Annotated in this window: 21 protein-coding genes; 14 read left to right on the top strand and 7 right to left on the bottom strand. The window is 62.4% G+C overall.

Annotated features, from left to right (window positions below; translation table 11 throughout):
- The first annotated feature begins 250 nt into the window (after positions 1-250).
- From DFO58_RS16865 to DFO58_RS16850, 4 genes are all read left to right on the top strand, one after another.
- Positions 251-1,006, top strand: coding sequence for an SDR family oxidoreductase (locus DFO58_RS16865; RefSeq protein ID WP_053799196.1), 756 nt, complete (start codon positions 251-253; stop codon positions 1,004-1,006).
- A gap of 132 nt (positions 1,007-1,138) precedes the next feature.
- Positions 1,139-2,326, top strand: a complete 1,188-nt coding sequence (locus DFO58_RS16860; protein ID WP_183043245.1) for a Rieske 2Fe-2S domain-containing protein — start codon at positions 1,139-1,141, stop codon at positions 2,324-2,326.
- Between the two features lie 85 nt (positions 2,327-2,411).
- Positions 2,412-2,690, top strand: a complete 279-nt coding sequence (locus DFO58_RS16855; protein ID WP_047120458.1) for a hypothetical protein — start codon at positions 2,412-2,414, stop codon at positions 2,688-2,690.
- Positions 2,691-2,813: 123 nt separating this feature from the next.
- On the top strand, positions 2,814-4,073 hold the full coding sequence (locus DFO58_RS16850; protein WP_120991772.1) for an NADH:flavin oxidoreductase: 1,260 nt from the start codon (positions 2,814-2,816) through the stop codon (positions 4,071-4,073).
- 40 nt (positions 4,074-4,113) lie between these two features.
- On the opposite strand, the gene DFO58_RS16845 is transcribed toward DFO58_RS16850, so the two are convergent.
- Both DFO58_RS16845 and DFO58_RS16840 read right to left on the bottom strand, forming a co-directional pair.
- Positions 4,114-5,229, bottom strand: a complete 1,116-nt coding sequence (locus tag DFO58_RS16845) for a PrpF domain-containing protein (protein WP_120991771.1) — start codon at positions 5,227-5,229, stop codon at positions 4,114-4,116.
- A 70-nt stretch (positions 5,230-5,299) separates the two neighbouring features.
- The gene (locus DFO58_RS16840; RefSeq protein WP_120991770.1) at positions 5,300-6,280 is read right to left on the bottom strand and encodes an alpha/beta hydrolase; all 981 of its coding nucleotides are present in this window, start codon (positions 6,278-6,280) and stop codon (positions 5,300-5,302) included.
- 225 nt (positions 6,281-6,505) lie between these two features.
- On the opposite strand from DFO58_RS16840, the gene DFO58_RS18640 reads away from it, so the two are divergent.
- Positions 6,506-7,093 carry a TetR/AcrR family transcriptional regulator gene (locus tag DFO58_RS18640; RefSeq protein ID WP_047120462.1) on the top strand — a complete coding sequence of 196 codons (588 nt, stop codon included), beginning with the start codon at positions 6,506-6,508 and terminating at the stop codon, positions 7,091-7,093.
- On the opposite strand, the gene DFO58_RS18635 is transcribed toward DFO58_RS18640, so the two are convergent.
- Together DFO58_RS18635 and DFO58_RS16830 are read right to left on the bottom strand one after the other, a co-directional pair.
- On the bottom strand, positions 7,090-7,485 hold the full coding sequence (locus DFO58_RS18635; RefSeq protein ID WP_183043244.1) for an N-acetyltransferase: 396 nt from the start codon (positions 7,483-7,485) through the stop codon (positions 7,090-7,092). The two genes, DFO58_RS18640 and DFO58_RS18635, sit on opposite strands and share 4 nt — an antisense overlap.
- 35 nt (positions 7,486-7,520) lie before the next feature.
- Positions 7,521-7,841, bottom strand: coding sequence for a metalloregulator ArsR/SmtB family transcription factor (locus tag DFO58_RS16830; RefSeq protein ID WP_286163651.1), 321 nt, complete (start codon positions 7,839-7,841; stop codon positions 7,521-7,523).
- Positions 7,842-7,970: 129 nt separating this feature from the next.
- On the opposite strand from DFO58_RS16830, the gene arsB reads away from it, so the two are divergent.
- The 7 genes from arsB to DFO58_RS16790 all read left to right on the top strand — a co-directional run bounded on the left by arsB (position 7,971) and on the right by DFO58_RS16790 (position 12,777).
- Positions 7,971-9,056, top strand: coding sequence for an ACR3 family arsenite efflux transporter (gene arsB, locus DFO58_RS16825; RefSeq protein ID WP_120991768.1), 1,086 nt, complete (start codon positions 7,971-7,973; stop codon positions 9,054-9,056).
- Positions 9,057-9,059: 3 nt separating this feature from the next.
- A complete protein-coding gene (locus DFO58_RS16820; RefSeq protein ID WP_120991767.1) occupies positions 9,060-9,470 on the top strand; it encodes an arsenate reductase ArsC in 411 nt (136 codons plus the stop codon).
- A gap of 9 nt (positions 9,471-9,479) precedes the next feature.
- Positions 9,480-10,877, top strand: a complete 1,398-nt coding sequence (locus DFO58_RS16815; RefSeq protein ID WP_120991766.1) for an FAD-dependent oxidoreductase — start codon at positions 9,480-9,482, stop codon at positions 10,875-10,877.
- Positions 10,878-11,447: 570 nt separating this feature from the next.
- Positions 11,448-11,621, top strand: a complete 174-nt coding sequence (locus tag DFO58_RS18630) for a hypothetical protein (RefSeq protein ID WP_183043243.1) — start codon at positions 11,448-11,450, stop codon at positions 11,619-11,621.
- Between the two features lie 36 nt (positions 11,622-11,657).
- The gene (locus DFO58_RS16800; protein ID WP_120991763.1) at positions 11,658-11,948 is read left to right on the top strand and encodes a transposase; all 291 of its coding nucleotides are present in this window, start codon (positions 11,658-11,660) and stop codon (positions 11,946-11,948) included.
- On the top strand, positions 11,945-12,232 hold the full coding sequence (locus DFO58_RS18915; protein ID WP_120991762.1) for an IS3 family transposase: 288 nt from the start codon (positions 11,945-11,947) through the stop codon (positions 12,230-12,232). The genes DFO58_RS16800 and DFO58_RS18915 overlap by 4 nt, the downstream gene beginning before the upstream one ends.
- Entirely contained in the window at positions 12,121-12,777 is a 657-nt protein-coding gene (locus DFO58_RS16790) for an IS3 family transposase (RefSeq protein WP_353616387.1), read from the top strand. Before DFO58_RS18915 ends, DFO58_RS16790 begins: the two co-directional genes overlap by 112 nt.
- A gap of 245 nt (positions 12,778-13,022) precedes the next feature.
- Here DFO58_RS16790 and DFO58_RS16785 read toward each other — a convergent pair whose 3' ends face one another.
- Genes DFO58_RS16785 through DFO58_RS16775 form a run of 3 tightly spaced genes read right to left on the bottom strand, consistent with a single transcriptional unit; the run spans position 13,023 to position 15,407 of the window.
- A complete protein-coding gene (locus DFO58_RS16785; protein WP_082344903.1) occupies positions 13,023-14,063 on the bottom strand; it encodes a LacI family DNA-binding transcriptional regulator in 1,041 nt (346 codons plus the stop codon).
- A 38-nt stretch (positions 14,064-14,101) separates the two neighbouring features.
- Positions 14,102-14,431, bottom strand: a complete 330-nt coding sequence (locus DFO58_RS16780; RefSeq protein WP_053799185.1) for a hypothetical protein — start codon at positions 14,429-14,431, stop codon at positions 14,102-14,104.
- 4 nt (positions 14,432-14,435) lie between these two features.
- The gene (locus tag DFO58_RS16775) at positions 14,436-15,407 is read right to left on the bottom strand and encodes a DUF6772 family protein (protein ID WP_220668566.1); all 972 of its coding nucleotides are present in this window, start codon (positions 15,405-15,407) and stop codon (positions 14,436-14,438) included.
- Between the two features lie 99 nt (positions 15,408-15,506).
- On the opposite strand from DFO58_RS16775, the gene DFO58_RS16770 reads away from it, so the two are divergent.
- A complete protein-coding gene (locus tag DFO58_RS16770) occupies positions 15,507-16,820 on the top strand; it encodes an MFS transporter (RefSeq protein WP_053799183.1) in 1,314 nt (437 codons plus the stop codon).
- A 45-nt stretch (positions 16,821-16,865) separates the two neighbouring features.
- The gene (locus DFO58_RS16765; RefSeq protein WP_082344902.1) at positions 16,866-17,879 is read left to right on the top strand and encodes an NAD(P)-dependent alcohol dehydrogenase; all 1,014 of its coding nucleotides are present in this window, start codon (positions 16,866-16,868) and stop codon (positions 17,877-17,879) included.
- Position 17,880: the final 1 nt, after the last annotated feature.

Here is a 17,880-nt window from a genome sequence, read left to right as displayed (position 1 = left end):
CCGCGGTGCATCGGTGGTTCCCGGGGCTTCCTCCCCGGGAGTGCGCGGATCGCCAAGCGTCCTGCGCGACGCAAATAACTGCGTGGATCGGGGGCCGGATGCCGGCCGCACTGCGCGAGCGTGAAATTAGTATGTTGCCGATCCGAATTCCGCTCCGCGCAAAGTCCCAGACAGTGGGATGTGAGGAGATCCTCGTCACATCCGCTTGGCACACTGAGTGCTGAAGCGTTGGCAACGAAAAGGAGCAGGCATGGGTGTACTCGACGGCCGGGTGGCTTTGATCACCGGAGCGGGCCAGGGCATAGGCCGCGGCATCGCCCGCGCACTGGCGTTCGAAGGAGCGAGCGTAGCGCTCGCCGGACGCACCGCGCAGAAGGTGGAAGACACTGCCGCCCAGATCCGCGCCGAAGGCGGCGACGCCCACGCGTTCACGTGCGACGTCATCGACCCGGAACAGATCGAAAAGCTGGTCGGGGACGTGGTGGAGCGTTTCGGCTCCCTGTCCATCCTGGTCAACAACGCGCAGACCACCGTGCACGGCCAGCTGCTGGATTTGCCGGAGCAGGACTACCTGCGCGGCATGGAATCCGGCCCGCTGGCCACCTGGCGCTTGATGCGCGCCTGCCACCCGCACATGCAGGGCAATGGCGCCATCGTGAACCTGGGATCCGCCGCCGGCGTGCGGTGGAACCCGACCGGCTACGGCGGCTACGCGGCCGCCAAGGAAGCGATCCGCGTGCTGACTCGCACGGCGGCCTGCGAATGGGCAGCCGACGGCATCCGGGTCAACGCAATTCTTCCGCTGGCCACCTCGCCCTCCCTTGAGCATTGGGAGCGCATCAACCCGGAGGAAGCCCGCGAGTACATCGCGACGATTCCGCTGGGGCGCATGGGTGACACCGAGAAGGACATCGGCCCGGCGGTCGTGTTCCTCTGCTCGGAAAACTCCCGCTACATCACCGGGCATTCCCTGCCGGTGGACGGCGGGCAAGTGCTCATGCGCTGAGCAACCCTGCAAGACCCCCAGCTCGCTGCACCAAACAGGCCTTCACCGATGATGGCCCTGCCATCGGTGCGCAGCTACCCTTCGGCGGCACCTTACGGATCGCCGGCACCACACCAACGCAAAGGAGAAGCCATGTCCATTGACATGACCGAAATCACCGATTCCGAGCAGTTCGACGAAGTCCGCCTGATCGACGCGGGCAGCAACCCGACCCGCTTCGCCCGCGGCTGGCACTGCCTGGGCCGCTCCAAGGACTTCCGCGACGGCAAGCCGCACACCATCAAGGTCTTCGGCACCAAGGTCGTCATCTGGGCCGACACCAAGGGCAAGCTTAACGTGCTGGACGCCTACTGCCGCCACATGGGTGGCGACCTGTCCAAGGGTGAAATCAAGGGCGACGAGATCTCCTGCCCGTTCCACGATTGGCGCTGGGGCGGCGACGGCAAGTGCAAGGACGTGCCGTACGCACAGCGCGTGCCGCTGCGCGCCCGCACCGCCGCCTGGGAAACCATGGAGGTCAACGGCCTGCTGTTCGTCTGGAACGACCCGCAGGGCAACCCTCCCCCGGCTGACGTGACCATCCCGGAGATTCCGGGCTTCGGCACCGACGAGTGGAGCGACTGGTCCTGGAACACCTTCCTGGTCGAGGGCTCGAACTGCCGCGAGATCGTGGACAACGTGGTGGACATGGCGCACTTCTTCTACGTGCACTACCAGATGCCGAAGTACTTCAAGAACATCTTCGAGGGCCACGTCGCCGCGCAGCACATGCGTTCGACCGGCCGCGACGACATCCACACCGGCGTGCAGCTGGACATGCCGGATTCGGAGACCATCTCCGACGCCGCCTACTACGGCCCGTCCTTCATGCTGGACACCGTGTACACCGTTGCCGGCGACACCACCGTTGAAACCAAGCTGGTCAACTGCCACTACCCGATCTCGCAGGACTCGTTCGTGCTGATGTTCGGCACCTCGGTGCACACCATCGACGGCGTCACCCAGGAGCAGGCCGACGCCATGGCCGACATGTTCACCGAAGGCGTCGAGACCCAGTTCAAGCAGGACGTGGAGATCTGGAAGCACAAGACCCGCATCGAGAACCCGCTGCTGACCGCCGAAGACGGCCCGGTCTACCAGCTGCGCCGCTGGTACGAGCAGTTCTTCGTGGATGTCGAGGACATCACCGAGGACATGGTCGCCCGCTTCGAGTTCGAAGTGGACACCACCAAGGCACTGGAAACCTGGAAGGTCGAGGTCGCTGAAAACGTGGCCAAGGGCATCGTTCCGGAACAGGATCCAACCAAGGCCAAGGCCTAGCCTTTACCGACTAACCACGCACCCGGCGCATCGATGCAGGGGAAAAGTACTATCGGCCCGGAAACGGGCCAGCGAGGAGCACCTCATGAAACAGATCGATTGCCAGCAGTGCGGGACCGCCGTCCTGGTGGAGAAGTTCAGCATCCCGCACACCAGTGTGCAGTGGGTCAGCGATGCGGCGACCTCGTGCCCCCGCTTCGCCGAAGCCACGGCCGATGCTCGGGACAGCGTGTGCGGCACCACCGCACTGAGCTGCTCGTCATTGAGCCAGAGCATCGATGACGCGGTGCGCGAGGGCCGCCTGCCTATCAAGTCCCGCGTGGAGCCGGTCATCGGCGACGCGCTTGTCGCCGACGCCCTCTAGGAATTTCGGCGGCGCACCCGGCAAAGGGGCTCCCACCACGGTCCGCACCATGGTGGGGGCCCCTTGTCTTTGTTTGTTATTCCCTATCCCACCACCCGGCCTCGTGCCGCGAAAAGGATGAGCATGACCACCACGATTCCCGATCCGTTCGCCCCGGTCACCCTGGGCCCGGTGACGCTGCGCAACCGCATCATCAAGGCCGCCACCTCCGAGGGGCGCTCCCCCAAGGGCCTGGTCACCGACGACCTGATCGACTTCCACCTGGACTTCATCCGCGGCGGCGCGGGCATGACCACGGTGGCCTACTGCTGCGTCTCCCCCGAGGGCGCCTCGGCGCCGGGCCAGATCCTGATGAGCGAGAAGTCGCTGCCAGGGCTCAAGCGGCTCACCGACGCGATCCACGCCGAGGGCGGGGCGATCTCCGCGCAGCTGGGCCACGCGGGCATGGTCGCCTCCAAGAAGATCACCGGCGTGACCTCCATGGGGCCGAGCAAGTTCGTGAACCCCTCCTCCATGGAATACTGCCGCGCCATCCGCCGCGAGGAAATCACCATGGTCATCGAGCAATTCGGGGCGGCCGCCCGGATCACGGTGGAAGCCGGCTTCGACGCCGTGGAGCTGCACTTCGGGCACAACTACCTGCCCAGCTCCTTCCTCTCCCCGCTGCTGAACCGCCGCAAGGACGAATACGGCGGCAGCATCGAGAACCGTTCGCGCTTCGTGCGCGAGATCGCCCAGCGCGTGCGTGCGGAGGTCGGGGACAAGATCGCGGTCATCGCCAAGATCAGCATGGACGACGGGCTGCCGGGCAGCATCTGGCTGAACGACTCGATCCGCACCGCGCAGCTGCTGGACGAGGACCGCAACCTTGACGCGATTGAGCTGACCCAGGGGTCCTCGATCATCCGTCAGATGTACCTGTTCCGCGGCGACGTGCCGGTCTCTGACTTCGCGGCGGTGGTGAAGGAACCGATGAAAACCGGCGTGCGGCTGTTCGGCAAGTTCGCCCTGGGCAGCTTCCCGTACAAGGACCTGTACATGCTGGACGCGGCGCGCCAGTTCGTGCCGGTCATGAAGCACACCAAGCTGATCCTGCTCGGCGGCATCAACAACCGCGAGCACATCGACACCGGCATGCGCGAGGGCTTCGACTTCGTGGCCATGGGCCGCGGGTTGCTGCGCGAGCCCGACCTGGTCAACCGCATCCGCGAGGATTCCACGGTCACCAGCCGCTGCATCCACTGCAACAAGTGCATGTACACGGTCTACGGGCGCACGCACTGCGTGCTGGAGCCCAATGACCACCATGGCGCAGTCCCGGATCGCAACTCCCCGTACGCGGTGGACCGCGCGCGGCTGCTGCCGCTGAGCAGCGTCGGGTAGCCGTTCATTCCGGAGGCTTCGTGCAGCCGCCGCGGTAGTGCTACCGCGGCAGCTGCACGAAGCCCTTCATCAAGATCCTTGCGGTGCGCAGCAGCGAGGTGTGCACCAGTGCGCCGGCGGCGTCGAAGTGCGCGGCGGCGGACACCGCGCCCGAGGGGGTGCCCAGCCTGATCACGTCGCTGTTCCGCCGCCCGGCCAGCGTCGCGGCAATGCTTCCGGGAATCTGCGCGGCGGCCGCCAGGCACATGGCCCCGGTGCCCGGAACCGCCTTGTGCGTCTGCCCCATGGAGATCACCCGGACCAGCAGATCGCAGTCCCCGGCCGGGCTCAGCGAGCCGTCCAGCAGCATCGCGGGAGCGGGAGCCGCGGCCAGCACAATCTTGGGCATGACCTGCGCCGCGTCCCCGGGAGTGGCGCACAGCCCCATGGCCACCGCCCCGGCCCGGCGGATCTTTTCCAGCAGCGCCATCACCGGCCTGTTCGCATCGATCTGCTCCGGGCTTTCGGTGCCTTCCAGGCCCAGCCGCGCGGCTTCGATGACCACCGTCGGCAGCGCGGCGTCCACCAGGCTCACCGGATACTCCTGCCCATCGACCGGCAGCACGTCCACCGGATTTCCGGTGGGCAGCAGCCCCGGACTGCGGCTTCCGGCCGGGTCGGGGTAGCTCAGTTCAATGGGTGCGGCGGCGCCGTGTACCCCGGGCAGCGACAGCTTCCCGCCTACCGCGGCGCGTCCTTCAATGACGGTCAGGACCACCCGGACGATTTTCGAGGTATTCGTGTTGAACAGCGTGAAGGCCTGCCGCCCATCCGGGACCCGGAGCAGCCCGGCTTCCAGGGCGAAGGGCACCACCCCGGAGGACAGGTTGCCGCAGTTCCCGGCGTAGTCGGTCACCCCGGTATCCACCGCGACCTGCCCGAAGGTGTAGTCCAAGTCCACGCCCTCGCGCTGGGAGCGGGAAACCACCATGACCTTGGACAGCGAGGAGATCCCGCCGCCCAGGCCATCCAGCTGGCGGCCGAAGCGGTCCGGGGAGCCCAGCGCCTCGGCGAAGACCCGGTTCCGGTCGGATTCATCCTCAGGAAGCCAGTCCTGAGCGAAAAACAGGCCCTTGCTGGTTCCGCCGCGGACGAATGCCGCCTCAATCCACTGCACGCAAACTCCTCATTGCCGTCCTCGCAGACCGCAACGCGGCCCCTGCGGCAATTCTAGGTGGGCATCAGCCTCAGGCGTTCACCCGGTCCATGTCGTGCAGGAATTCAAGGAACTTGTCGGTGACCTGCGCGGCGCGCTCCATGGCGATCAGGTAGCCGCCCCCGGGCACGGTCTGCACTGAGCGCACGTCCTCGTGCTGCGCGTCGAGCTGCGCCTGGATGCCGTCGCCGTACTGTTCGGCCAGCTGCAGGTCGGTCTCCGAGCCCAGGAAGTAGTACGGGACATTGGTGCGTCCGGCCGCGCGGGCATTGCGGTATTCCCAGTTCAAATCCGCCACCCGGTACCAATTGATGCCGCCGCCGAAACCGCTGCGGGAGAAGTCGCTGACATAAGTTTCCAGCTCCCATTCATCCAGCCAGGACCAGGGCAGGGCCGGCGGCTGCGGCAGCGCCTGGCGATAAGCGGTTCCCGGCGGGTTGGCGTACACCGCGCCGAAGTCGCCGTCGGTGGACAGCACGTGGAAGATCTTGGAGATGATCTCGCGCGGGTTCACGTCGTAGTCGGCGCGGGCGCCCTGCGGGTCCACGTGGTAGTAGGCCATGTGGTTGAAGGCTTCCTTGCCGCGCTCGATTTCGGTGAGCGAAGGCAGCGCGTCGTAGTGCGGCAGCCCGGCGTATTGCAGGCCGATCAGCGCGCGCACGCGTTCGGGGTGTTCGGCGGCCAGGTCGTAGGCGGCGAACATGCCGTAGTCGATGCCGGAGACCACCGCTTGTTCCTCCCCCAGGTGGTCCAGCAGGCCCACCAGGTCCGCGGTGATGACATCGGCCCGGTACGCCGCAAGCTCTTCGGGCGCCTCGGTCTGGCCCATGCCGCGCAGATCCGGAGCCACCACGCGGTAGCCGGCCTCGGCGAGCGCGGTGATCTGGTGCCGCCAGCTGAACCAGGTGTGCGGGAAACCATGCAGCAGGAGAACCAGCGGGCCCTGGCCTTCTTCCACGTAGTGCATCTGGATGCCGTTGATGCGGGCGTAGTGATGGGTCCAGTTCCTCATGGGCTGCTCCTTCGGGGAAAGACGGTCCGGCGGTCGGTTCACGCCGCCCACCATTACATCCCGGCGCCATGGCGGGCCGAGCGGTGCATCCCGGTGGCCGGGACGCGCCCCGCGCCAATAACGAGCGCTTGGTTAGTTGTTAGGATGGAATTCGACCCGCAGCGCCCGGCGCGCGGCGAATACCCGGAACCTCCTGCACCTGCACCTTCTGCGAAAGAGCGACATATGGCTGAAAAGACCGCCCCGGCCCGACGGACTGTCATCCTCGACAACGCTGCCCGGCTCTTCGCCGAGCAGGGCATCGGCGGCACCTCGGTGCGCGAAATCTCCGCCTCGGTGGGCATGCTCTCGGGCAGCCTCTACCACCACTTCGCTTCCAAGGACGAAATGGTCGAGGAGATCCTGACCGAGTTCCTCGAGGAGCTGCAGGGCCGCTACCGCAGCGTCACCGATTCGGGCACCGAACCGCGCGAGGCGCTGAACCAGCTGATCCGCATCACCCTGGAAATCATCCGCGACTTCCCGTATGCCACGCAGATCTACCAGAACGAGGTCGCGTACATCCAGAAGCTGCCCAAGTCCACCGGTGCGCGCGCCATCAGCAGCGACATCGCCAAGCTCTGGGTGGAAGTCATCGAGCAGGGCATCGCCTCCGGCGTGTTCAAGAAGGACCTGGATGCCCACGTGGTGCACCGCCTGGTCCGCGACGCCCTGTGGCTGACCGCCCGCTGGTTCTCCCCGTCCAAGAAGTACACGCTGGACCAGCTGACCAAGGACTGCAGCGCGCTGTTCCTCGACGGAATCGTGGCCTAGGTGTGCGTTGCTGCGCCCGGCTCCAGGCGCAGCTCGTACAGGACCGTGTCGATCCACCGGCCCGACAGGGGGCCTGCCGGCGCTTGGGCACTGCGCTCCCGGTAGCCCAGCACTCCGGGCAGGGCGGTGCCCACGCCCAGGCCCGCCTGCGCGGCGTCGACGTATACCGAATGCTCGATCACGCCACGATAGGACCGGCGGGCGGACACCGGCGACGCGGCAATCCAGCCGATCACGGTGCTGTCCCGGTGGACCGCGGCCAGGCCCAGCTGCGCAATTTTTCGCGCCGAGAAGTCCTCCCGGGAAGGGACGGCGCCCTCGAAGGTGGCCAGTCCGCCGTCGATGCCCTGGCGGTAGATGCGCTCCACGCCCGGCCACTGCCCAGCGGCCATCGGGCGAAGCTCAAGACCGGCGGGCGGCTTCACGCTCAAAGTTCCGAGATCAGCGCGGCGGCCTTGTCCAATGACCCCGGAACCAGGGTGTAATAGGCCCAGGTCCCGCGCTTCTCGCGGGCGAGCAGCCCGGAATCCACCAGGATCTTCAGGTGGTGCGAGACCGTGGGCTGGCCCAGCTGCAGCGGTTCGGTCAGATCGCACACGCACGTGCCGTCCGCGGGCCCGTGCTTGACGATGGACAGCAGCCGCAGGCGGTTCGGGTCGGCAATCGCCTTCAGGATCCGCGCACTGTCCCGCGCGGACGCTTCATCCAGAGCCTCAGCGGTGCCGATGGAACAGCATACGTCGTCCATCGCGCCTGCGGGCACCGAGGTTGCGGTCATCGGGAACCTCCTGCCTAGATTGACATCCTTCGATATCGGTCATCATACTCGACAGAGGAACATATATCGATAATCATCAATGTCACTGAAGGACAGCTCGTGCCGCCAACCACATCCCCCGAAACGACAACCGCTCCGGGGAAGCTCTCCACCCTGGATCGCTACCTGGCGGTCTGGATCCTGCTGGCCATGGCCCTGGGCCTCGGCTTGGGCAGGCTGGTCCCGCAGCTCGGCCAGATCATGGATTCCGTCCAGGTCGCCGGCGTCTCGCTGCCCATCGCCTTGGGGCTGCTGGTCATGATGTACCCGGTCCTCGCCAAGGTCCGCTACAACGAAACCGGGCGCGTGCTGGCCGACAAGAAGCTGATGATCACCTCGCTGGTGCTCAACTGGTTGCTGGCCCCGGCCTTCATGTTCCTGCTGGCCTGGCTGTTCCTCCCCGACCTGCCCGAATACCGCACGGGACTGATCATCGTGGGATTGGCCCGCTGCATCGCCATGGTGATGATCTGGAATGACCTGGCCTGCGGCGACCGCGAGGCCGCCGCCGTGCTCGTTGCGGTCAACGCGATCTTCCAGGTCGTGGCCTTCGGCGTCCTGGGCTGGTTCTACCTGCAGGTCCTCCCCGCCTGGCTGGGCCTGCCGACCACCAGCGCGGAGTTCTCCGTCGGGGCGATCACGCTCTCGGTCCTGGTGTTCCTGGGCATCCCGCTGCTGGCCGGATTCCTCACCCGCACCGTGGGCGAAAGAGCCAAGGGCCGCGACTGGTACGAGGGCGTCTTCCTTCCCAAGATCGGCCCGTGGGCGCTGTACGGGCTGCTGTTCACCATTGTGCTGCTCTTCGCCCTGCAGGGGGATGCGATCATCAGCAACCCGTGGGACGTGGCCCGCATGGCCCTGCCGCTGCTGGTGTACTTCGTGGTGGTGTTTGGCGCCGGGATGCTGATCGGGCGCGCCCTGAAGCTGGGCTACGAGCGCACCACCACCCTGGCCTTCACCGCCGCCGGCAACAACTTCGAGCTGGCCATTGCGGTCGCCATCGCCACCTTCGGCGCCACCAGCGGCCAGGCCCTGGCCGGGGTCGTCGGCCCGCTGATCGAGGTGCCGATCCTCGTGGCACTGGTCTACGTGGCGCTCTTCTCGCGCAAGTACTTCCCCACCCCGGCACAAGAGCTGAAAGGCTAGCCCATGACCACTCCCAAGCCATCGGTCCTGTTTGTCTGCGTGCACAATGCGGGGCGTTCGCAAATGGCCGCCGCCTATCTGCAACGCCTTTCCGAAGGCCGGATCGAGGTCCGTTCGGCAGGCTCCGCACCGGCCGACCAGGTGAACCCGGCCGCCGTCCAGGCGATGCGCGAAGAGGGCATCGACCTGTCCGCCCAGACCCCCAAGATCCTGACTACGGCGGCTGTGCAGGCCTCCGATGTGGTCATCACCATGGGCTGCGGGGACACCTGCCCCATCTTCCCCGGCAAGCGCTACGAGGACTGGACGCTGGATGATCCAGCAGGCCAGGGCATCGAGCCGGTGCGCAAGATCCGCGACGAGATCCGCACCCGCATCGAACATCTCATCAGCGAACTTCTCCCGCAGCGTTAGGAACCCGCCATGAAGAACGGCCATCCCATCGTGATCATCGGCGCAGGTCCCATCGGGCTGGCCGCCGCCGCGCACCTCAGCGAGCGCGGAGAACAGTTCCTGGTCCTCGAAGCAGGCGAAGCTGCCGGGGCGTCCATGCGCGAATGGGCGCACATCAAGCTGTTCTCCCCGTGGAAATTCAATGTCGACGCGGCCGCCCGGCGGCTGCTGGAAACCCCGGCGGGAAACTGCCTGGGCGACTGGGCCATGCCGCGGGAAACCTCCCTGCCCACCGGCGGCGAACTGGTGGAGCACTACCTACTGCCGCTGGCCGCGCACCCCGCCCTGGCGCCCTCCATCCGCTACCTGCACCGCGTCATCGGCGTTTCGCGCGTCTTAGACGACGGGATCGGCCTGGACAAGACCCGCACGGCAGGTCGCGACCAGGCGCTGTTCCTTGTCCGCACCCAGTCCCCCGAAGGCATCCGTGACGTCACCGCTCGTGCGGTGATCGACGCCTCCGGCACCTGGAATACCCCCAATCCCGTCGGACGCGCGGGGCTCGAAGCCCCGGGCGAGGCAGAAGCCCGCTCCCGCGGCGCCGTCACCTCGCCGCTGCCCGATCCGCTAGGCGCGGATCAGGACGCCTTTTCAGGCAAAACGCTGCTGGTGCTCGGCGCCGGGCATTCGGCGGCGAACACCCTGATTTCCCTGGGCCGGCTGAAGAGCGCCCACGCGGACACGAAGATCCTGTGGGGACTGCGCGGAACCGCCAACCCGGCCAAGCTCTACGGCGGAGGCGCGGCGGACCAGCTCCCGGCCCGCGGGCAGCTGGGCACCAGCCTGCGCCGCCTGGTCGATACCGGGCAGGTCGACCTCATTGAAAACCTCTCCATCGTGCGCCTGGAAAACGGCGAGCGCACCCTGGTCGTGGGCGCCGACGGGCGGGAACTGCACGTGGACTACATCGTTCCGGCCACCGGCTTCCGCCCGGATCTGTCGATCCTCTCCGAGCTGCGCCTGGAGATGGACCCCGCGGTGGAAGCCCCGCGCGAGCTCGGGCCGCTGATCGATCCGGAGTTCCACAGCTGCGGCACCGTCAGCGCGCATGGGGAGCGCGTGCTGTCCCACCCGGAGCCGAACTTCTACATTGCCGGCATGAAGAGCTACGGCCGCGCCCCGACCTTCCTGATGGCCACTGGCTACGAACAGATCCGGTCCATCGCCGCCCATCTGGCCGGCGACCTGCAGGCCGCCGCGAGCGTCCAGCTCTCCTTGCCGGAGACCGGGGTCTGCTCCACGGATCTCGGCGGATCCTGCGATGCCCCGGCCCAGGACGCATCGGGCTGCGAAACTGGCCAGCCGGAGCCCGAATCCTGCTGCGGGACGCCGCAACCGGTTACCTCAGGGTGCCTACAAAGTCAGTGAGCAGCTACCAAACCAACCATGGCTAACACCGTTCCCGACTGATATCGAAGCTTCCGCATCACCCTGGCAAGGTTCCGGTATCCACGCTGCTTCAACAAGGTGATGACGATGTTCCGCAGAATTGCCATAACCTTCAGCGCGTTAGCCTTCCTCACCTGAGACTTATCCTCGTTCCAGTCATTTCCCGCCGCCAACGCAACCAGTTCTCAATGCCCCAGTGGTCACGGATGAGCCCGCCAATCTCCGCTGGGCCAGCCACATGAGTGGGCAACGACGTCAACGCCTGCACCGTTTCCGTATGCCACTTCGTTGAACCTGTCGCCCGGGATTTACGGGTGACCTGTAATGCCTGGGCTACGTGAGGGAAGCTGATTCCGGCCGTCACCGTCGCGCACTTGATAGTTTAGATCGTCCTGCGCCCATTCTTCGATTCCACGCTCTGGTTCCCAGCCGGCACTTGATCCCAAGGAATCTATACGAGCTCGTCATGCAGCTCGGGCTGGTTACCTTTCACCGTAAACACATCATGCGCCCCGCGACCATGCATATGGCGGGCATGGCGGTCTGCGTATGCAGCGCATCGACGGTGATCGCTTTGCCCTTCAGATCCAGAAAATGGTCAGGCAGGGTGGAGAACTGTGTGATCTCATTCGTCTTGGCACCGACGGGATCTTGGCCGCAAACGGCGCAGGTGCCTTGGTCCAAAGCGACCAAAAGGTGCGCGCTGAATCGCACCGGGTTTAATAGAGGCAAGGAAATTGGAAAAGGAACACTTCTCTCTTGCCGATCAAATACACCGACGAACTCAAGACCCGCGCCGTGGACCTTGTGATCCATGCGCAGGCCGAGCCAAGCACAGCTAATGGCGCCATCCGACGCGTTGCCAAGGCGCTGGGCCTGAGCAGTGAAACGCTGCGCACTTGGGTGCGCAACTACAAGAACAGCGGCGCGATGACGCCGGCCCAGTCCATTGACCTGGAAGCCGAGAATAAGCGCCTGCGCGCCGAGCTGGCCGAGACCAAGCGGGCCAATGAGATCCTGAAGAGGGCAGCGACTTTCTTCGCGGCGTGAGCTCGTATTATGCTGCGAAGCAACGGCCGCCGTCGGCCCGCAGCGTTCGCGACGAACAACTACTGCCTAAACTTCGTGCGGTCTATGAGGAGAACTATTCCTGCTACGGGGTACGGAAAATGTGGCATGCCATGAACAACCAGCATGGCGATCAGTTCGGGACGATTGCCCGGTGCACCGTGGAGCGGCTCATGAAGATCACCGGGATCGATGGGTGCGGCGCAAACGGAAGAAGCCTAAGACCCGTTCAGCGGACCCGGAATCGTGTCCGGTGGATCTGGTGAATCGCCAGTTCACCGCAGCAGCCCCCAATCGGCTCTGGGTCGCTGACATCACCTATGTTCCGACCCACGCGGGGTGGGTCTATGCCATGTTCATTCTTGATGTGTTCAGCCGTGAAATCGTGGGCTGGCAAGTGACCAACCACATGCGGGAATCCTTGGCCAGGGACGCTTTGATGACGGCCTTGGCAAGGAAATACAAGGATGGCGAGGACGTGACCGGCCTCGTGCATCATTCAGATCGTGGGGTGCAATTCCGGTCCATCAGATACGGGCAGGCGTTGGCCGAGTCCGACGCGATCGCTTCGGTGGGTTCCAAGGGCGATTCGTACGATAATGCCATGGCCGAGGCGCTTAAATCGGTCTACAAGGCGGAGCTGATCGACCGGAAGCAATGGTCTGGACAGGTTGAGGTCATGGCCGAGACCTCCAGGTGGGTTGGCTGGTACAACTCCCAGCGGCTGCATTCGGCACTCGGATACAGGCCGCCGGCTCACGTGCATCAACAGTGGACCGAACGGACGCAGACGGACGTTGCGGCTGCTTAGAAAAACAAGTTAAAGAGTCTCTACAAAACCCGGGGCTTGACAGCTCTCAAAGAGTCAAATATTGACCATATCCGGTTAATTCTCGCGTGTTCCGGGTACTTTCCCCAGAAATATCCAGAGATTCCCGAACCTTAAGTTTTCCACGCGTAGATGGCAGGGTCCTATTCGAGACTGGCCAAACATGGACCATGCAACTTAATTGTCGCCCTGACGTAAGAGACAGTTTCTAACTGACAGATTTGAAGTTAAGTTGTTCGTTCAGCTAATACAGCACTGCTAGCGCGCACCTTGAGCTCTGGACGGATCAGTCTTCGTATACGTGGCCCTGAAGCTCCTGCTACTCGTTGAAGCAAGGTAGCTACCGCCAATTCTCCGACTAATGTTGCAGGCAGGTCTACGGTGCTGAGGGCAGGCGAGACCCACTCAGCAAAGGGAAGTCCCCCATATCCAACAACCATTACTTCCTCTGGCACACGCCGGCCCGATTCCTGCAGCGCTTTGAGAGCGCCAAGGGCAAAGAAGTCATCCCCAGTTATTACCGCGTCGTACGTGCGGTCCTCGCTAAGGCGATCGTTCACAATAAGGAATGCTTCGTGAGCCCGCCACTGGGGGCCAGTATTCTCAAAACGTCTGGTGTGTACATCTGCGAAGTCCACAGTGGCCTGAGGGGACTCCTCTAGGGCTCGTCTGATCCCCGACTTCCTGGCTTCCACTGTGCTGATCGCCAGATTCTCATCGATACTGAGGATCCTTTTCGCACCCGAGCCGATAAGGTGTCTTGCAGCTGCATAGCTTCCTGCTTCACTGTCCACGCCGATGAAATCGGTTGGGCTTTCAGCAATTTCACGAGTTGTTGCAACGACTGGGATTCCTGCTGCCTGTACAGCAGCCCAAGGATGGCTCCGCCCTTGGACGGGTATAGCAATGACACCGCTGGGTCGGGAAGCGATGATTTGCTCCGCAATCTGTTGCTCTTGCTCCGGCAGTTCCTCCGTCGCGTATAAATCCAGCGAGTATCCTGCTGCCCGCACTCCGGACTCAATCGCGGCTAAGAGTTGGGCTGCGAACGTGTGTGTTGCCGACGGCACTGTCACCGCGATGGTATCGACGCCGGTAGTCGGATGCTGTTGCGGGATAACGTACCCAACTTTAACCGCCTCGCTGAGGACAAGCTGGCGGGTTCGTTCACTTACTCCATCACGGCCTCGTAAGGCGCGCGAGACGGTATTGGGAGAAAGGCCAAGTGCAGTGGCGATGTCGTCCAATGTGTGACGAGTAGATTTCATTCCCGCTCCTCCCGCGCGCCTGAGTGCGCTCTAACTGATTATTCCTTAAGCACGAGGTAAACCCGTGTCAGGGGAGCCGAGGTAACTTCTTCCGGCGTGATGACGAGACGAAGCCAATGCCCGAAATCCCGCACAGAGGTGGTAATCACTCCCCTCATCTCGCCTACGGCTGGCTCGGACTCGTGATCGACCCAGGTCAGGCCATCGGCCGAGATCTGCGTCTTGGCTTGCACCCGGCCAGTATCGGACTCTAGGAATTGCACGAACCAGCGGGCTTCCGTCGCCCAGGCAGCTTCGAACGGTTCTGTTGCAATTTCTCCTTCAAGAACGACACCGCGTTCGAGGACTGCGGTTTGAGATTCACGCATGATTTTACCAATCTGCCGAGATAACGACGGAGTCGAGGAACAAGAAGTTTCGCTGGCCGCTCATCGAACGTACCGAGAAATAGAAATTCAGAAGATTTTCCAAAGATCCATAGCGTTCTTCGTAGATGGGCACTGGGACATCAGACCAATCCATGATCTGATCATTCAGCTGCAATTCAACATTGCGTCGAGTTTCGGTGTTGATGACCCATCGCAAATAATGCCAGTTCACTTTGGTCGGGACTTCGTTCATGCAAAGCTCTTGGGGCTCACCGTAGACTTCCCAATCTTCCGGGTTAGGAGCTGTGAAATCAGCCGCATAGGGGAAGTCTACTTTGCCCTCAAAGTGCTCGCGAGGAGTTGGTTCTGGAACGGTCGGGTACCTCCATTGACGAAGCATGTTCCCATCTTCGTCAGCATTCTGGTAGCGGGCGACTGTATGGTAGCGGATTCCATCATCTCCGCAGAGGTCAGTGGCGACAGTGAATGCGCCAAATTGCGCTTCTGAGGGATGGCTGTTGCCGTCGAACTTCATTTCCCCGAAGGCTTCATCTGCATCCGGGTCGACCACTGCTTCGGCTTTATATGCCAAGTAGGCTTCGATCTGCAGCAGGCCTCTCCCGCTCATGGTAAGCCGTCGGATAGCTGTCGCGGTGTGGCCAGGATAAGGCCTCGACGCCAACTTCAATGCATACGTTCCTGACATCGCTCCGTGTGTGCCAACATCGAAAAAGTCGCAGGACGAAAGCTGCGGTGGGCGAAAATCTCGGAAGTGCCTGTCTAGGGATTCGTACTCTCCCTTGCCGTTGTAGTTGCCGCCGAGTTCAACCCACCCGTGTAAGCCGGAGTTGAACTCATCATGCGCAAGGATGCGGGGCAAGGGTTTGAATTTGGATAATTTTGGATCCGCGCTCTGAACAGCTTTCCTGATCGTAGCGCTGAGATCTGTTTCTGGGGTGTTGTGCATATTTTGCATATTCCTAACGTTAGATCGTAATTGAAAAAAGTACAAGACTATTGAAAAAGAATAGTTTAGTTATAGAATCAATGTGACTCACACCACCGAAAGGGAATCATGGCACCCAAACGCCCTATTTCAAAAGCAACATTGGCATCGACTGTAGGTACTGCTCTCGAGTGGTACGACTTCTCGCTGTACGGCATAGCCTCAGCACTCGTACTGTCGCAGGTATTCTTTCCTGGAGAGAATCAAACATTGGCTGTGCTGGCATCGCTAGGAACATTTGCGGTCGGGTTCTTCGCCCGCCCTGTGGGCGGTGTCATTATCGGTATCCTCGGGGACCGCTTCGGACGAAGACTGATGCTTTTCGTCACCCTATTGCTCATGGCAGTGTCATCGACGCTCATCGGATTGCTCCCGAGCTACAGCCAGATCGGAGTATGGGCTCCCATCCTCCTGGTGTTCCTTCGAGTTCTCCAGGGCCTTGGCGCTGGAGGTGAATACGCCGGCGCTATGTTGTTATCCGCTGAGCACGCCCCCGCAAAGCGCCGAGGACTCAACGCCGCGATCCCTAGCGCGGGAAACGCGCTCGGCTCTCTCATGGCGACAGGTATCTATTTCTTGGTTCAGTCCGTCCTGCCTCATGAAGATTTCATTGCCTGGGGCTGGAGAGTCCCTTTCTTGCTCAGCATCATCCTTGCCGTCGCCGCCTTCATCATTAGGCTCCGGGTAAGCGAAAGTCCAGAGTTCGAACAAGGACATCAGGAAGAAAAGCCAGCGGTTCCTCGTTTCCGCGAAGTTTTCCGTCTCGGTGGCCGCCGCATTCCTCTAGCCATGGTCATGAGCATCTCGCCGAACGTGCTTTCATACCTCCCTTCGGTATATGCGCTGAGCTATCTGGCAACCACGGTGGGCGCTTCCGAATGGATAGGGCTCTTTGGCATCATCATCGCCAACCTTCTGAAACTCATCACCATTCCGTTAGCGGGGTTGCTTTGCGATCGTTTCGGCGGCAAAAGCCTGATGATCATTGGTTCTGTATCCGGCGCGGTACTTTTCTACCCCTTCTTCTGGATGCTCGATACCGGAACCCCAGTTTGGATCTGGGCCGCACTCGTCTTGATCTTCACTTTGTGTTGCGATCTAACCTTGGCCTCGCAAGCCACTATGCTTTCAGGGCTTTTCGATGTGCGCGTTCGTTACACCTCAGTGACGTTCAGCCGAGAAATCACAGGCGCCCTAGTCGGCGGAACCCTTCCCTTTGTCGCCGCGGCGCTGACCAGCAGCTCGGACGGTTCGCCATGGCTCGTGGCAATGTATTGCTCAGTGATGTGCTTACTGTGCGCTGGTGCAACCTACTTCCTGCCTTCTACTCGGCATATGGACCCCCACGCCATCGAGTCCCCCGCCCAAAGCGTGTCCAGATAATGCATGTCGACTCAGAATCGTTGAGCGTTTAAGAAAAGGATTGAAATGGCAAATTTCGCCGCAGTAATGACTGACCTCGGAACTATGGAACTTCGAGAAGTCCCAGAACCGACCCTTGAGCCGGGGCAAGCAATCATTGCCCCTCGCGCCGTGGGGGTATGCGGTTCAGACGTCTCCTATTTCGTCTCAGGAAAGGTCGGGCCCTTCGTCGTCTCCGGAGATTTCATCCTCGGACATGAGCTTTCCGGAGATGTTCTTGCCATCGCCCCGGATGTCACCAATGTCAAAGTTGGAGATCGGGTCGCCGTGGAGCCCGGAACCCCCTGCCGCGACTGCGCTCAATGCCGCGCCGGACGCTACCATCTATGTCCAGATCTCGAATTTCTGGCCACCCCGCCTTATGACGGCTGCCTCGTCCAGCGTCTGGCAGTCGATGCGCGTTCCCTACACGTCATGCCCGAATCCATGAGCTACGAAGCAGGAGCACTACTCGAACCGCTCTCCGTTGGACTGTGGGGATGCAGAAGAGCTGGGCTACTTCCAGGCGATAAGGTATTAGTCACCGGCGCAGGACCCGTCGGCATCCTCGCCGCGGAAGCAGCAAGGGCAGAAGGTGCCTTGGAAGTGGTAGTTTCGGATGTTTCAGAGACACGACTAGAACTCGCTCGAACCCACGGATTCCACACTTTCCACAGCAATGAAATCAAAAAGCATGATCCTAGTTTCGATGTCCTTCTAGAATGCAGTGGAGTGCCACAGGTACTTAACGCTGGGTTACACCTATTACGGCAAAATGGCAGAGCAGCTTCAATTGGCATCGGCAAGACCGACGTCGAATTACCTTTGCATACGCTGAATTGGAACGAAATCACCCTCGCCACGGTCAACCGCTATAACAACACCTGGCCTTTGGCAATGGCTCTAGTCGCCAGCGGAAGAGTCGACCTCTCAGGGCTGCACACGGGAAGCTTCCGACTCTCCGAATCCAGTCAAGCCCTACTGGCAGGTCGAGTCGACGAGCATGCAGTGAAGTCAATCATCTACCCGCAAGAAGTTTGAT

The sequence above is a fragment of the Arthrobacter sp. AG1021 genome (genome assembly GCF_003633665.1).
Lineage (GTDB): Bacteria > Actinomycetota > Actinomycetes > Actinomycetales > Micrococcaceae > Glutamicibacter > Glutamicibacter soli.
This window is presented reverse-complemented; position numbering and strand designations above follow the sequence as displayed.

Excerpts from the sequence above, each read along its gene's own strand:
- DFO58_RS16865 (WP_053799196.1), top strand. The coding sequence starts at position 251 with ATGGGTGTACTCGACGGCCGGGTGGCTTTGATCACCGGAGCGGGCCAG.
- DFO58_RS16860 (WP_183043245.1), top strand. The coding sequence starts at position 1,139 with ATGTCCATTGACATGACCGAAATCACCGATTCCGAGCAGTTCGACGAA.
- DFO58_RS16855 (WP_047120458.1), top strand. The coding sequence starts at position 2,412 with ATGAAACAGATCGATTGCCAGCAGTGCGGGACCGCCGTCCTGGTGGAG.
- DFO58_RS16850 (WP_120991772.1), top strand. The coding sequence starts at position 2,814 with ATGACCACCACGATTCCCGATCCGTTCGCCCCGGTCACCCTGGGCCCG.
- DFO58_RS16840 (WP_120991770.1), bottom strand. The coding sequence starts at position 6,280 with ATGAGGAACTGGACCCATCACTACGCCCGCATCAACGGCATCCAGATG.
- DFO58_RS18640 (WP_047120462.1), top strand. The coding sequence starts at position 6,506 with ATGGCTGAAAAGACCGCCCCGGCCCGACGGACTGTCATCCTCGACAAC.
- DFO58_RS18635 (WP_183043244.1), bottom strand. The coding sequence starts at position 7,485 with ATGGCCGCTGGGCAGTGGCCGGGCGTGGAGCGCATCTACCGCCAGGGC.
- DFO58_RS16830 (WP_286163651.1), bottom strand. The coding sequence starts at position 7,841 with ATGGACGACGTATGCTGTTCCATCGGCACCGCTGAGGCTCTGGATGAA.
- DFO58_RS16820 (WP_120991767.1), top strand. The coding sequence starts at position 9,060 with ATGACCACTCCCAAGCCATCGGTCCTGTTTGTCTGCGTGCACAATGCG.
- DFO58_RS16815 (WP_120991766.1), top strand. The coding sequence starts at position 9,480 with ATGAAGAACGGCCATCCCATCGTGATCATCGGCGCAGGTCCCATCGGG.
- DFO58_RS18630 (WP_183043243.1), top strand. The coding sequence starts at position 11,448 with ATGCAGCGCATCGACGGTGATCGCTTTGCCCTTCAGATCCAGAAAATG.
- DFO58_RS16785 (WP_082344903.1), bottom strand. The coding sequence starts at position 14,063 with ATGAAATCTACTCGTCACACATTGGACGACATCGCCACTGCACTTGGC.
- DFO58_RS16780 (WP_053799185.1), bottom strand. The coding sequence starts at position 14,431 with ATGCGTGAATCTCAAACCGCAGTCCTCGAACGCGGTGTCGTTCTTGAA.
- DFO58_RS16775 (WP_220668566.1), bottom strand. The coding sequence starts at position 15,407 with ATGCAAAATATGCACAACACCCCAGAAACAGATCTCAGCGCTACGATC.
- DFO58_RS16770 (WP_053799183.1), top strand. The coding sequence starts at position 15,507 with ATGGCACCCAAACGCCCTATTTCAAAAGCAACATTGGCATCGACTGTA.
- DFO58_RS16765 (WP_082344902.1), top strand. The coding sequence starts at position 16,866 with ATGGCAAATTTCGCCGCAGTAATGACTGACCTCGGAACTATGGAACTT.